Below are 13,482 nucleotides of genomic sequence, written 5' to 3'. Positions count from 1 at the left end.
GCGAAAGTTTGGCTTATTTTTGTAGGAGGAATTATGAAAGGAATTTATATTCACATACCTTTTTGCGACTATAAATGTAATTACTGTGATTTTTCAACCATGACAAAACAATATAATAGAGTTGATGAATACTTTAGATTACTACAGAAAGAAATAACTATTTACAAAAATCCAAATGAGAAGATAGATACCATTTATATAGGTGGAGGAACTCCCAATCTTGTAGATTCAAAATATATTAAAGAAATATACAATCTATTAAATAAGAGTTTTGATTTACAAATAAAGGAATTTACTATTGAATGTAATCCTGAATTTGTCACAAAAGAAAAAATAGAATCATATAAAAGTATTGGTGTAGATAGAATATCTTTGGGTGTTCAATCATTCAATGATGAATATAACAGATTTTTAGGAAGAGGACATAAAGTAACAGATGTTTTAAAATCTTTTGAGATAATTAAACAATATATTGATAATATTTCAATTGATTTAATATTCGGATTTCCAAATCAAACTTTAGAATCTTTGGACAATGATCTTAATTATATAAGAAAACTTGCTCCAAATCACGTATCCTGGTATAACATGATTCTAGAACCAGGAACTAAATTTTATAAAGATTATGAAGATATCAATAGAAATAACGATATCGAATATGAAATGTATGTAAAAATTTGTAAAGGGTTAGAAGATTATAATCACTATGAAATTTCAAATTTTGCAAAAGACGATTTTGAATCCAAACATAATAAAATTTACTGGAAAGATGAAAATTATTATGGGTTTGGATTATCTTCATCTGGATATATTAACCAGAAAAGATATACCAATGAGTTTTTCTATCCTAACTATAAGAGAAAAATAATAAATGAACAAAAGCCAATAAATTTTTCAGAGAATATTGATTTAGAAAAGAGAGAATTTGAATTTATAATAACTAATATGAGATTAAAAGAAGGATTAGATTTAAAAGAATACAATCAAAAGTTTGGCATAGATTTATATAAAAATAACAAAAACATGATAGATAAGTGGATTAAAGAAAGATTATTAACATTAGAAAATAATCATTTAAGCTTTACAGATCAGGGATTTTTCATATCTAATACTTTTTTTATAGATATTTTAGTTTAACACTTGACACAGTAGTGATCGTGATGTATAATTTTATTATCACTCAAGGTAATAGGTTGCTAACAAAAAAGAGGTGAGATTTTGAATGAACATTTAACGCAAAGAAAATTTAATATCTTACTAGCTACTATAGATAATTATATAAAGACAGCTCAACCAATCGGATCACGTGTTTTATCGAAAAATTATAATATAGGATTTAGTCCAGCAACAATTAGAAACGAAATGAGCGATTTAGGTGATTTAGGATATTTAGTACAATCCCATATTTCATCGGGAAGAATCCCATCGCAAAAAGCTTTCAGATTGTATGTAGATTATATCCTGGATAAACTGTATAAAAGTGACGAATCTAGTTCTTCATTAATGTCTATAAGGAAGCCATATGAAAGAATTGTTGAACCAGAAAAATTAATTAAATCTTCTTCACAATTCATATCTGAGATAACCCAGTATCCGGTGATTTCTATGTTAAAAAAATCAGATAAGATGCGTCTATCTCACATAGAGTTGCTTCCAATCAGTGAATATAATTATGTATTATTAACTTTATATGATTCTGGTGATTTAAATCATACTGTAATTTCATCAGAGCAAATCATTGAACAAAACGAATTAATTAAGATAAATTTTCTATTGAAAAAACTTTTTTTAGGGAAAAACCTAAATGAAGTTTATGATAATTTAGAAGAATTTTCTTCGAAATACAAATATAATGATCTTTTTAAAGGAGCGATTACCGAAATTATTGAAAATGAAAAAGATAAGTTATCCTCTATGTATGTATCAGTTGAAGGCTTATCAAATATTTTCAAATACAGTGAATACAATGACTTAAGCAAAGTTCAAAGCATAATAGAGTACCTTGAAGACAAAGATAAAATTGTAAGTATTCTAAATTCTTCAGATAATTTCTTAGATATTAAAGTTGGGGATGAGAATAATGAACAACCTCTTGTTGAAAATACAATTATTAAAAGTTCTTATTTCTTCAATAAAAACAATATCGGTGTTATAGCTATCGTAGCTCCCATGAGAATGAATTATGAACTTTCAATAGAAGCTATGTTCAAATTATCGAGAAGAATTAACGGATTAATTATTAGGGGGGATTATTATGAAAGATAATGAAGAAAATATGAAAACAAGTCATTCTTCAGATAATACATTAAATGATGATTATGACTTAGGGATAAAAGATACCAATCAAAACGACAATGATTCTATAGAAGAAGAAATAAATGTTGATAAAGATGAGGTAGTAAATACTGAAATAGAAGATTTAAAAGATTCTTTAAAAAGATTACAAGCAGATTTTATAAATTATAAAAATAGAACAAATAGAGAGAAACAGCAGTCTATTGAATTGGCTAATGAGTCTTTAATTTTGAAAATTTTACCTATAATAGATGATTTAGACAGAGCTATTAATAGTAAAGAAGAAAAAGATGAGTTTTCTAGTGGAATAGAGTTAATTAGAGATAACTTACTTCTATCATTAAAGGAATTTGGCTTAGAAGAAGTAGATTGTTCAGATAAATTTGATCCAAATTATCATCATGCAGTTATTACTGAAGATAGTGATAAAGGATCAGATAAGATACTAGAAGTATTCCAAAAAGGATATATTTTAAATAACAAATGCATTAGGCCTGCAATGGTCAAAGTTAGTAAATAAGAATTTTTAATATAGATAAAAATCTAAAGGGGGATTTTATAATGAGTAAAGTAATAGGTATTGATTTAGGTACAACAAATTCAGCAGTAGCAGTTATGGAAGGTGGAGAATCAGTTATAGTTCCTAACTCCGAAGGTAATAGAACTACTCCATCAATTGTAGCGTTCACTAAAGATGGTGAAAGATTAGTCGGAGAAACAGCAAAAAGACAAGCAATTACAAACCCAGATAGAACAATCACTTCAATTAAAAGAGAGATGGGTACTGAATACAAAGTTAATATTGATGGAAAAGATTATACACCAGAAGAAATTTCGGCGATGATTTTACAAAAATTAAAAGCTGATACTGAAAGCTATTTAGGGGAAGAAGTTACAGAAGCTGTAATTACAGTTCCTGCATACTTTACAGACTCTCAAAGACAAGCAACTAAAAACGCTGGTAAGATTGCTGGATTAAACGTAAAAAGAATTATCAACGAACCAACAGCAGCTGCATTAGCTTATGGTATTGATAAAGAAACTGATCAACACAAAGTTATGGTTTATGACTTAGGTGGCGGTACATTTGATGTTTCAATTCTTGAAGTTGGAGATGGAGTATTTGAAGTATTAGCTACACGTGGTAACAACAGACTAGGTGGGGATGATTTTGATGAAAAATTATTGAACTACTTAGCAGATGAATTCATGAAACAAAATGGTGTAGATTTAAGAAAAGATCCTACTTCAAAACAAAGACTTAAAGATGCAGCAGAAAATGCAAAGAAAGAATTATCTACAAGAGTTTCTACAAATGTAAACTTACCATTTATTTCTGCAGTAAACGGAACTCCTGTTCACTTAAATATGGATATTACAAGATCTAAATTTGATGAGTTAACATCTGATTTAGTTGAAGAATCTTTAAAACCAGTAAGACAAGCATTAGAAGATGCTGGATTAAGTCACAATGATATAGAAAAAGTATTACTAGTTGGTGGTTCTACAAGAATACCAGCAGTTCAAGAAGCTGTTAAGAAATTAATTGGAAAAAATCCACAAAAAGACATCAATCCAGATGAATGTGTAGCAATTGGTGCAGCTTTACAAGGTGGTGTATTGACAGGTGAAGTAAAAGACTTATTATTACTTGATGTTACACCTTTGTCATTAGGTATTGAAACACTAGGTGGCGTTTGCACTAAGCTAATTGAAAGAAACACTACTATTCCAACAAAAAAATCACAAGTATTTACAACTGCTGCTGACGGTCAAACATCTGTAGAAATCAAAGTTCTTCAAGGTGAAAGAGAAATGGCAGCTGACAATACTTTGTTAGGACAATTTAACTTAACTGAAATTCCTGCAGCACCAAGAGGAGTGCCACAAATCGAAGTAACATTTGATATTGACGCAAATGGTATTGTTAATGTTAGTGCTAAGGACTTGGGATCTGGAAAACAACAAGCTATGACAATCACATCTTCAACAAAAATGAGCGATGATGAAATAAAGAGAAAAGTTGACGAAGCAAGCAAATACGCTGAAGAAGATAAGAACAAAAAAGAAACTATAGAAACTAAAAATAGCGCGGAATCTGTAATCTATCAAGTTGAAAAAACAATTAAGGATTTGGGTGACAAAGTTTCAGAAACTGAAAAATCTGATATTAATTCAAAGATAGAAGCTTTAAAATCAATCTTAGATTCTGGAGATAACAAAGATATTAAAGCTAAAACTGATGAATTAACTCAAGAAATGTACAAATTAAGTTCTAAACTATATGAAAATAATGCTCAACAACCAGGAGCCTCACAAGAAGCAAAAAAAGATGACGATGTAGTAGATGCTGATTATGAAGTAGTTGATGACGACGAAAATAAATAATGATTAAAAAATCTAAAAAAAGGGGTAAAATTCTTACCCCTTGATTTTTTTGTATCTTTTAGTAAAATAGAAAAGTCAGTATATTAGGATGGTGAATAATGAAAAATTTGTACGAAATACTTGAGGTTAATGAAAATGCAACTCAAGAAGAAATAAAAAAATCATATAGAAGATTAGCTAAGAAATATCATCCAGATATAAATAGTGGTGATTCAGAAGCTGAAAATAAATTTAAAGAAATTAATGGTGCCTATGAGGTTCTAGGTGATAAAGAAAAACGAAAGAAATATGATATGTACGGTGATAGAATGTTTGATCAAGGTACAGGAGGGGGATTCTCGGATTTCGGCGATATATTTGGTGATTTTTTTGGCGATATATTTGGAGGATTTAGTTCAAGATCATATTCAAAAAATCCTAACGCTCCTAGAAAAGGTTCAAATATTCAGGTTGAATTAGAAATAGATTTTGAAGACTCTATTAATGGAACGAAAAAAGAGATTTCTTACAAGAAAAAAGTGAAATGCCATGTATGCAACGGCGATGGCGCGAAACCTGGAACAGAAAAACGACAATGCGAGAAATGTCATGGTACTGGAATTATAAATGATACTAAAAGAACACCTTTTGGAATTTTTACACAACAATCTGAATGTGATAAATGTCATGGAGAAGGTTATGTAATTGATGAAAAATGTGAAAATTGTAAAGGTAAAGGTTATGAAATCGAAAGAAAAACAATCAACATTACTATACCAAAAGGAATAAATAATGGTGCTATCATGAGCGTTAAGGGAGAAGGTAATGATGGCGAAAACAATGGCAGTCCAGGTGACTTATATGTTATCATAAAAATTAGAGAACATGAATTTTTTAAAAGAATAAATAACGATATTGTTTTTGATATGCCAATCACTTATGCACAAGCCGTTCTTGGTTCAAAAATCGAAGTTCCAACTTTAGACGGTATAGAAGAATTTGAACTTCCTGAAGGAACTCAACCAAATACAACTTTTAAACTTAAATCAAAAGGAGTTCCATATCTAAATTCTAATTCTAGAGGGGATATATTATTCACTGTGAAAATTATTGTTCCTAAAAAGATAAATAAAGAACAAAAGGAAAAATTGATTAAATTTTCAGAAAGTATGAATCAAGAATTAAATGTAAATGAAAAGAAATCAATATTTGATAGAATAAAGGATATGTTTGAATAATGGAAAAATGGTTAAGTTTTGATATAAAATGTCCAAAAGGATACGATGAAATTATTAGTTCGATATTATATGATTTAGGAATTGAAAATTTACAAATAGACGATTATCAAGATGTTTTAGATTTCAAGAAAAATCAGCCATACTGGGTTGTTATAGATGATGAAGATTTTGTAGAACATGATAATGTAATCATTAAAGCTTTTTATGAAGACGATAAAGTAAATTATGATGAAATTGAAGCTCAAATAAAAGAATTTTCAACTAATAATAATATAGATATTCAAATTTCTAAGAATAAAGAAATTGAAGATATGGACTGGGCTAATGAATGGAAAAAATATTACGAACCATTTTATATCGGTAATATTCTTATCAAACCAAGCTGGATTGATATAGATGAATCAGATCACACAGTTGTAGAAATTAATCCAGGAATGGCTTTTGGAACAGGACTTCATGAAACAACAAATTTATGTATTGAACAACTCCAAGAACTAAACTTAATAGATAAGATCGTTTTAGATATCGGTTGTGGTTCGGGTATACTTTCTGTAGTTTCTTCAAAATTAGGTGCAAAAGAAGTTTTTGCTACAGATATTGATCCGTTGGCCATAGAAGCTACATTAGAAAATGCTAATCTGAATAAAATATCTAATATAAATGCTGTACAAGGCTCTTTACTAGATAATGTAGATAAAAAATATGATGTTGTAGTTGCTAATATCTTACTAAATGTATTAGATATCTTAATTCCAGATTTGCCAAAAGCGTTAAAAAAAGATGGAGTATTTATTTGTTCAGGATTAATAAATTCACAAAAAGATAATATTGTAAATACTTTAGAGAAAAACAATCTTGAAATTGTAGAAGTATCTGAAAAAGGTGAGTGGATTAGTATAATAAGTAGGTTCAAAAATGTATAGGACTTTTCGAAATCAAGAGGATAAGATAGATGATAAAATTCTAATAAAAGGTGAGGATTATAACCATATTAAAAATTCTTTGAGACTTTCAAAAGGTTCTTTAATTCATCAAGTCATTGGTGATACAATTTTTGTTACAGAAATTGAAGAAATAACATCAAATGAAATAATATGTAAAATAATAGATGAAGATAGCATACAGTATGAATCACCATTAAATATTACTTTGTATCAATGTATTCTTAAATCAGATAAGAATGAGTATATTATACAAAAAGCCACTGAATTGGGTGTAAATAAAATTATATTTGTGGAAACAGAACGAACTGTTGTAAAATTAGATGATAAAAAGTGGAACAAAAAAAAAGATAGATTCGAAAAAATTGCACTAGAATCATCGAAACAGTCGAAGAGAACAGTTATTCCTGAAATAGAAGGACTAATCAAAATCAATGAAATAAAGAATACAAGCAATTGTTTAAATTTGGTGTTTTATGAAAACGAAAAAGAAAGTTTTAAATCTTTTTTGTCCAATTCAAAAAATAAAGATATTAATATTTTCATTGGACCAGAGGGTGGATTATCTGAAGATAATATACAAGATTTAAGTTCGAAAGGATTTAAATCAGTTTCATTAGGAAACAGAATATTACGTGCAGATACAGCTCCAATTTGTGCTTTGAGTATTATCCAATATGAATTAGGAGATATAGAATAATGAAAAAAGTAAAATTTTCAACCTTAGGCTGCAAAGTTAATCAATACGAAACAGAAGCAATGGCTGAATTATTTGTTAAGAAAGGTTATGAAATAACGGACGATTATAATTGTGATGTTTTCGTATTAAACACTTGTACTGTTACCAATTTATCAGATAGAAAAAGCAGGCAACAAATATCTAAAATTAGATCAGAGAACAGTAATGCAGTTATTGCTGTTGTAGGATGTTATTCTCAAGTTAGCCCTGATGAAATAGAAAATATCCAAGGCGTAAACGTAATACTTGGAACAAAATATAGAAAAGAAATTGTAGAATTGTGTGAATTGGCAAAATCATCTAATAAAATTATAAATAAGGTCGAAAATATTGGTAAGAATAGAGAATTTGAAGAATTAACTATAAATACTGAACATTCTATGACAAGAGCTTACATTAAAATTCAAGAAGGATGTAGTCAATTTTGTTCGTATTGCATAATTCCTTACGCTAGAGGTCCTATACGTTCGAGAAATATTAGGGATATAGTTTTAGAAGCAAAAAGGTTAGCGGATAACGGCTTTAAAGAGATTGTGCTTACAGGCATACATGTAGCTTCCTATGGAAAAGACTTTGACAATAAAGATATTGGTTTAATTGATGTAATAGAAGATATATCAAATATTGATAAACTTAAAAGAATAAGATTAAGTTCGTTAGAGCCAAGAATTGTAGACAAAAAATTTCTAGATAGATTAAGTCAAGTAGAGCAATTTTGTGATCATTTTCATTTATCTTTACAAAGTGGTTCTGATTCAATTCTTCAATCAATGAATAGAAAATACGATACACATTTGTATGAAAGAACTATAAATTTAATACGAGAATATTATCCAAATGCTGCAATTACAACTGATATAATTGTTGGTTTCCCAGGAGAAACTGATGAAGATTTTGAGCAAACATTGAATTTTGTTGATAAGATTAAATTTTCAAAAATTCATGTGTTTAAATACTCCAATAGAAAAGGTACAGTAGCAAGCAAGATGAAAAATCAAATACCTGGTCTTGTAAAAAAAGAGAGAAGCCAAAGATTGATAGAAAAATCAAAATACTATACAGATAAGTTTTTAGATAATATGTTAAATCAGCCAATAAAAGTTTTATTTGAATCAAAAAATGATAATGGATTTATAAAGGGATATACTACTAATTATATAAGGGTAAAAAGACAATATAATCCAAACCTCTCTAACAAAATAATAGATGTTGTTTGCGATAGAAGAGAAAATGAAGAACTGGTCTGTAAATAATTGAAAGTTTAATTATTTTTTGTTATAATAACAACGGAGGCGAGTCATGGACTGTGTATTTTGTAAAATAGTTAATGGAGAAATACCTTCTAAGAAAATATATGAGGATGATTTAGTATATGCTTTTCACGATATCAATCCTGTAACTCCAGTACATTTTTTAGTTATACCTAAAAAACATATTTCTGGAGCTAATGAAATTGATGAATCAAATTCACATATTGTTGCTCATGTATTTGAAGTAATTGCAAAACTAGCAAAAGAGTTCGATATTGATAAGTCAGGCTATAGAATAGTCAATAACTGTGGAGAAGATGGTGGCCAAACTGTACATCATATGCACTTCCACGTATTAGGTAAGAAAAAACTTAACTGGCCTTAAAAATATTGTTATTTTATAAGAATTGTGTTATACTATTTTGGTATAAATTCTGCTCTTTTGTGAGCATTCTTGCAATAAAGAGGGGAGGGAAACCATGTCAGAAATTAAAGTAGGAGAAAACGAATCATTAGATAATGCTATAAAGAGATTTAAAAGACAATGTGCTAGATCTGGAGTTTTATCTGAATATAGAAAAAGAGAACATTATGAAAAGCCTAGCGTAAAGAAAAAGAAAAAATCTGAAGCAGCTAAAAGAAAAAAAAGAAATTTCTAATGAAATTGATATTTAATGAAAGATTCCTTAAAGGAATCTTTTTTTATTGCTTTATTTAGTGTATAATTGTGATATAAAGATATTTAGGAGGTGTTATCGTTTTCTATGAGCATATTTTCTTATCATATATTGAGTATGATTTTTCTATCAGTAACATTTGTATCTATTACTGTGCTTATGTTATCAAATAAAAAGTTCAAATATGGCTTATTAACTGCTGTTTTCTCAGTGCTATTTATTTTGTCTTATTATAATCATGGTGATATTGATATAATTGGTATATTAGTATTTTTAATAGGACTTTTATTCGTTGGATTAGAACTAATAGTTCCAGGCGGTTTTATAGCTGGAATCATTGGTGTTCTATCAATGATTGTCGGAATAAGTATGATAATTAATAATCTTTATCTTGCTTTTTTGACTGTAGTTATTGCCATAACAATTGATGTTTTGTTCATTTTGGTATTTTTGAGTAAAGAATTTGACTCTAGTAAATTTAATAAATTTGTTTTAAAGGAAACTAATTCAAAATCATTTACACAAACATCAAAAAAATATTTAAACAAAAAAGGAACTACTATAACACCTTTAAGACCAAGCGGAAAGGTTGAAATAGACGGAAATTATATTGATGCTATTACAAGAGGAGATTTTATTCCAAAAGGTTGCGAAGTTGTTGTTAGTGAAATAAAAGATTTTAAAATTATAGTAAGGAGAGTGTAAAATGCCATTTGAAATTCCATTTTTAGTACCTATATTAATAGTCATATTACTATTAGTATTCTTTTCGTTAGTACCAGTAGGTTTATGGGTCACAGCTCAGTTCTCAGGAGTACACGTAAAAATTTCACAATTAATTGGTATGAGATTACGTAGAGTAATCCCTAAAAACATTATTAATCCACTTATTAAAGCGACAAAAGCAGGTTTAAATTTAACTACTAATCAACTAGAGGCGCATTACCTAGCTGGTGGAAATGTAAATACTCTAGTAAATGCTTTAATCGCGGCCCAAAGAGCAGATATCGAGTTAGAATTTGAGAGAGCAGCAGCTATTGATTTGGCTGGTAGAAATGTTCTAGAAGCTGTTCAAGTTTCTGTTAATCCTAAAGTTATTGAAACTCCAAATATTGCTGCAGTTGCAATGAATGGTATCGAAGTTATAGTCAAAGCCAAAGTAACCGTTAGAGCAAACATAGAAAGATTAATCGGTGGTGCTGGAGAAGAAACTATTATAGCTAGAGTTGGAGAAGGTATTGTAACTACAGTGGGTTCATCAGAATCTCACACATCTGTTTTAGAAAATCCAGATTCAATTTCAAAAACTGTATTAAATAAAGGGTTGGATTCAGGAACAGCTTTTGAAATATTATCAATTGATATAGCAGATGTTGATGTTGGAAGAAACATTGGAGCTAAGCTTCAAACTGATCAAGCTGAAGCTGATAAAAGAATAGCTCAAGCAAAAGCGGAAGAAAGAAGAGCTATGGCCGTTGCAAAAGAACAAGAAATGATAGCTGAAGTTCGTTCAATGAGAGCTAAAGTTGTTGAAAGCGAATCAAAAGTTCCATTAGCCATTGCCAAAGCTTTAGAATCTGGTAACCTAGGAGTATTGGATTATTATAATATGAAAAATATTATAAGTGATACTGAAATGAGACAAGCAATTTCTGGGAATAGTGAAAAAATAAAAGAGGATGATAAATAATGTTTTCTTTTATTTCTCTTTTGATTACCTTAATAGTTATAAAGTTTTTTGCTAATTATTTTATACACATGAATAATTCAAAAAGTTATCATAAAAACTTTCGCAATAAAAATTATCGTAAGAAAAAGACATTAGAAGATTTAAGAAAAGATAAATCAAATACAAAATTGTCTTATGATAAAACTGACAATTCGCTATCTAATCAAGTTAATATCAATAGTTTAGATAAAACAAAAATTAAAAAGGAAAACAAAAAATTACTTGATAAAGATATTGATGAAAAAAGAAACGACGAATTGGAATTGATAGGAGTTGAAATTAATGATGAATTTAAACATAATGATGAATTAAAAAAAGCTATTATCATGAAAGAAATTATTGACAGACCTTTGTGTTTGAGAAACAGAAGATAGTTTGATTATTTAGTTTAATTATGATACAATATGAATAGAATAAATTGTGGCTAAGAGTGGGAAATCCCACTCTTATTTATTTAAGTAATTGACAAAAAGGAGTTATATGAATAAGAAATACCTTAGAGACCTCATGAATAACGATCTTAGTCCTTTAATAAAAGATACTGGTATCGAATTTTATGATGTAGAATACTCAAATAATAACGGTAAAAATATTTTAACTTTCTATATCGAAAAAGATGATGGCCTAATATCGATTGATGATTGTGAGTTAATAAATAATAAAATATCTGACAAATTAGATGAAATAGATCCTATTTCAGATCCATATTATTTAGAAATAGCATCAGTAGATATTACCACACCATTTACTAGAGATAAGGATTTTAAAAAGAATTTAGGAAATGTTGTAATAGTAAACTTATATCAAAAATTAGATAGTAAAAAAGAGTTCAAAGGTATTTTAACAGATTTCAACGATACGGAAATATCTTTGGAATTAGAAAAAAAAGAAATTAAAATTGAAAGGAGTAATATATCATCGATTAAACTTTCTTTATTCGATTGATAGTAATATATGAACAATGATTTTATAAAAGCTCTTGATGAATTAGAAAAATCAAAAAAAATACCAAGGGAAGTTGTTTTCGATGCTTTGGAAAAAGCGTTGATTAAAAGTTATGAGAAAAATTTTGATTATCAAGACCATGAAAACGAAGAAAGTTCTGTAGAAGTTAATATCAATAGAGACAATGGTAAAGTTAATTTATATGCAATCAAAACTGTTGTTGAAAGCGTAGAAGACAAAAATACGGAAATAAGTTTAGAAGAAGCAAAAGCTATTAAGCACAAATATGATTTAGGCGACAAGATAAAAATAGAAATAACACCTAAGAATTTTGGAAGAATAGCTGCTCAAACTGCTAGAAATATTGTTATTCAAAAACTAAAAGATGCAGAACGCGATAATATTTATAACGAATTTATTGACAGAGAAAAAGAGATAATTACAGGAACCGTTCAACGTGTAGAAAGAGGAATTGTCTATATAGATTTAGGTAGAGTAGAAGGAATAATACCTGTTTCAGAGCAAATAAAAACTGAAGAATACATTCCAAACAAACGATTAAAACTTTTTATTAAAGAGGTCAAAAACACTACAAAAGGAGCTCAAATAATCTTATCTAGAACAGATAATTCTTTAATTAAAAGATTATTTGAATTAGAGGTACCGGAAATAAACGATGGAACTGTTGAAATTTTCAGCGTTGCAAGGGAACCTGGTTCAAGAACTAAAATTGCAGTTTTCAGTAACGATGAAAATGTTGATCCTGTTGGTTCATGTGTAGGGTTCAGTGGAACTAGAGTTAAATCTATTGTAGATGAATTGAATGGTGAAAAATTAGATATTGTCATTTGGTCAAAAGATATTAAGACATTTATATCAAATAGTTTAAGTCCATCAGAAGTGATAGCAACATTTATTGATGAAGCGCAAAAAATCTGTCGTGTAATTGTTTCGGAAGATCAATTGTCCTTAGCTATAGGAAAAGAGGGTCAAAACGCAAGACTTGCAGCCAAATTAACAAATTGGAAAATAGATATCAAAGGGCTTAACCAATATTTAGAAGCTTATGATGATGGTATCTTATCTGTTGAATTTGATGGTGAAGCTGATTTCTTAGAAGCTAACGGCATTGAAGTAAGAGCAGAAGATAAAGATAAGATTTTTGAAAAAATAAAATATCATGAATCAGATGATAAAGAGGAAAAGATGGACGACATCAAAGATGATAATTCTTTAGTGTCTGATAACAACGAAATTGCAGAAGATTCTGAAAATTAAATGATATTTAAGTTTTGGAGTAT

15 protein-coding genes are annotated in these 13,482 nt (G+C 28.6%); all 15 read left to right on the top strand.

Annotated features, from left to right (window positions below):
- The first annotated feature begins 33 nt into the window (after positions 1-33).
- On the top strand, positions 34-1,137 hold the full coding sequence (gene hemW / locus FMG_RS04220) for a radical SAM family heme chaperone HemW (protein ID WP_012290625.1): 1,104 nt from the start codon (positions 34-36) through the stop codon (positions 1,135-1,137).
- A gap of 81 nt (positions 1,138-1,218) precedes the next feature.
- Positions 1,219-2,265, top strand: a complete 1,047-nt coding sequence (gene hrcA, locus FMG_RS04215; protein ID WP_002839138.1) for a heat-inducible transcriptional repressor HrcA — start codon at positions 1,219-1,221, stop codon at positions 2,263-2,265.
- Positions 2,255-2,815, top strand: coding sequence for a nucleotide exchange factor GrpE (locus tag FMG_RS04210; protein WP_012290624.1), 561 nt, complete (start codon positions 2,255-2,257; stop codon positions 2,813-2,815). Before hrcA ends, FMG_RS04210 begins: the two co-directional genes overlap by 11 nt.
- Positions 2,816-2,856: 41 nt before the next feature.
- Positions 2,857-4,683 carry a molecular chaperone DnaK gene (gene dnaK / locus FMG_RS04205; protein WP_012290623.1) on the top strand — a complete coding sequence of 609 codons (1,827 nt, stop codon included), beginning with the start codon at positions 2,857-2,859 and terminating at the stop codon, positions 4,681-4,683.
- A gap of 98 nt (positions 4,684-4,781) precedes the next feature.
- Positions 4,782-5,900 (top strand): molecular chaperone DnaJ, encoded by a 1,119-nt coding sequence (gene dnaJ, locus FMG_RS04200; protein WP_012290622.1) that lies wholly within the window; start codon positions 4,782-4,784, stop codon positions 5,898-5,900.
- On the top strand, positions 5,900-6,823 hold the full coding sequence (prmA, locus tag FMG_RS04195) for a 50S ribosomal protein L11 methyltransferase (protein WP_012290621.1): 924 nt from the start codon (positions 5,900-5,902) through the stop codon (positions 6,821-6,823). The genes dnaJ and prmA overlap by 1 nt, the downstream gene beginning before the upstream one ends.
- A complete protein-coding gene (locus FMG_RS04190) occupies positions 6,816-7,541 on the top strand; it encodes an RsmE family RNA methyltransferase (protein ID WP_012290620.1) in 726 nt (241 codons plus the stop codon). Before prmA ends, FMG_RS04190 begins: the two co-directional genes overlap by 8 nt.
- On the top strand, positions 7,541-8,833 hold the full coding sequence (gene mtaB / locus FMG_RS04185; RefSeq protein WP_012290619.1) for a tRNA (N(6)-L-threonylcarbamoyladenosine(37)-C(2))-methylthiotransferase MtaB: 1,293 nt from the start codon (positions 7,541-7,543) through the stop codon (positions 8,831-8,833). The genes FMG_RS04190 and mtaB overlap by 1 nt, the downstream gene beginning before the upstream one ends.
- A 46-nt stretch (positions 8,834-8,879) precedes the next feature.
- Positions 8,880-9,215, top strand: a complete 336-nt coding sequence (locus FMG_RS04180; protein ID WP_002838150.1) for a histidine triad nucleotide-binding protein — start codon at positions 8,880-8,882, stop codon at positions 9,213-9,215.
- A gap of 94 nt (positions 9,216-9,309) precedes the next feature.
- Entirely contained in the window at positions 9,310-9,489 is a 180-nt protein-coding gene (gene rpsU / locus FMG_RS04175) for a 30S ribosomal protein S21 (RefSeq protein ID WP_002836438.1), read from the top strand.
- 105 nt (positions 9,490-9,594) lie between these two features.
- Positions 9,595-10,212 (top strand): NfeD family protein, encoded by a 618-nt coding sequence (locus FMG_RS04170; protein WP_002839037.1) that lies wholly within the window; start codon positions 9,595-9,597, stop codon positions 10,210-10,212.
- 1 nt (position 10,213) lies between these two features.
- Complete coding sequence (gene floA / locus FMG_RS04165) at positions 10,214-11,197, top strand: flotillin-like protein FloA (protein WP_002836436.1); 984 nt, start codon at positions 10,214-10,216, stop codon at positions 11,195-11,197.
- Complete coding sequence (locus FMG_RS04160; protein ID WP_012290618.1) at positions 11,197-11,610, top strand: hypothetical protein; 414 nt, start codon at positions 11,197-11,199, stop codon at positions 11,608-11,610. Before floA ends, FMG_RS04160 begins: the two co-directional genes overlap by 1 nt.
- A gap of 106 nt (positions 11,611-11,716) precedes the next feature.
- A complete protein-coding gene (gene rimP, locus FMG_RS04155) occupies positions 11,717-12,181 on the top strand; it encodes a ribosome maturation factor RimP (protein WP_002839170.1) in 465 nt (154 codons plus the stop codon).
- A 9-nt stretch (positions 12,182-12,190) separates the two neighbouring features.
- On the top strand, positions 12,191-13,459 hold the full coding sequence (gene nusA, locus FMG_RS04150) for a transcription termination factor NusA (protein WP_012290617.1): 1,269 nt from the start codon (positions 12,191-12,193) through the stop codon (positions 13,457-13,459).
- Positions 13,460-13,482: the final 23 nt, after the last annotated feature.

Source organism: Finegoldia magna ATCC 29328 (assembly GCF_000010185.1).
Classification (GTDB): Bacteria; Bacillota; Clostridia; order Tissierellales; family Peptoniphilaceae; genus Finegoldia; species Finegoldia magna_H.
The sequence above is the reverse complement of the archived record's forward strand: the minus strand, read 5'-3'. Positions and strand labels throughout refer to the sequence as shown.

Excerpts from the sequence above, each read along its gene's own strand:
- hemW (WP_012290625.1), top strand. The coding sequence starts at position 34 with ATGAAAGGAATTTATATTCACATACCTTTTTGCGACTATAAATGTAAT.
- FMG_RS04210 (WP_012290624.1), top strand. The coding sequence starts at position 2,255 with ATGAAAGATAATGAAGAAAATATGAAAACAAGTCATTCTTCAGATAAT.
- dnaK (WP_012290623.1), top strand. The coding sequence starts at position 2,857 with ATGAGTAAAGTAATAGGTATTGATTTAGGTACAACAAATTCAGCAGTA.
- dnaJ (WP_012290622.1), top strand. The coding sequence starts at position 4,782 with ATGAAAAATTTGTACGAAATACTTGAGGTTAATGAAAATGCAACTCAA.
- prmA (WP_012290621.1), top strand. The coding sequence starts at position 5,900 with ATGGAAAAATGGTTAAGTTTTGATATAAAATGTCCAAAAGGATACGAT.
- FMG_RS04190 (WP_012290620.1), top strand. The coding sequence starts at position 6,816 with ATGTATAGGACTTTTCGAAATCAAGAGGATAAGATAGATGATAAAATT.
- mtaB (WP_012290619.1), top strand. The coding sequence starts at position 7,541 with ATGAAAAAAGTAAAATTTTCAACCTTAGGCTGCAAAGTTAATCAATAC.
- FMG_RS04180 (WP_002838150.1), top strand. The coding sequence starts at position 8,880 with ATGGACTGTGTATTTTGTAAAATAGTTAATGGAGAAATACCTTCTAAG.
- rpsU (WP_002836438.1), top strand. The coding sequence starts at position 9,310 with ATGTCAGAAATTAAAGTAGGAGAAAACGAATCATTAGATAATGCTATA.
- FMG_RS04170 (WP_002839037.1), top strand. The coding sequence starts at position 9,595 with ATGAGCATATTTTCTTATCATATATTGAGTATGATTTTTCTATCAGTA.
- floA (WP_002836436.1), top strand. The coding sequence starts at position 10,214 with ATGCCATTTGAAATTCCATTTTTAGTACCTATATTAATAGTCATATTA.
- FMG_RS04160 (WP_012290618.1), top strand. The coding sequence starts at position 11,197 with ATGTTTTCTTTTATTTCTCTTTTGATTACCTTAATAGTTATAAAGTTT.
- rimP (WP_002839170.1), top strand. The coding sequence starts at position 11,717 with ATGAATAAGAAATACCTTAGAGACCTCATGAATAACGATCTTAGTCCT.
- nusA (WP_012290617.1), top strand. The coding sequence starts at position 12,191 with ATGAACAATGATTTTATAAAAGCTCTTGATGAATTAGAAAAATCAAAA.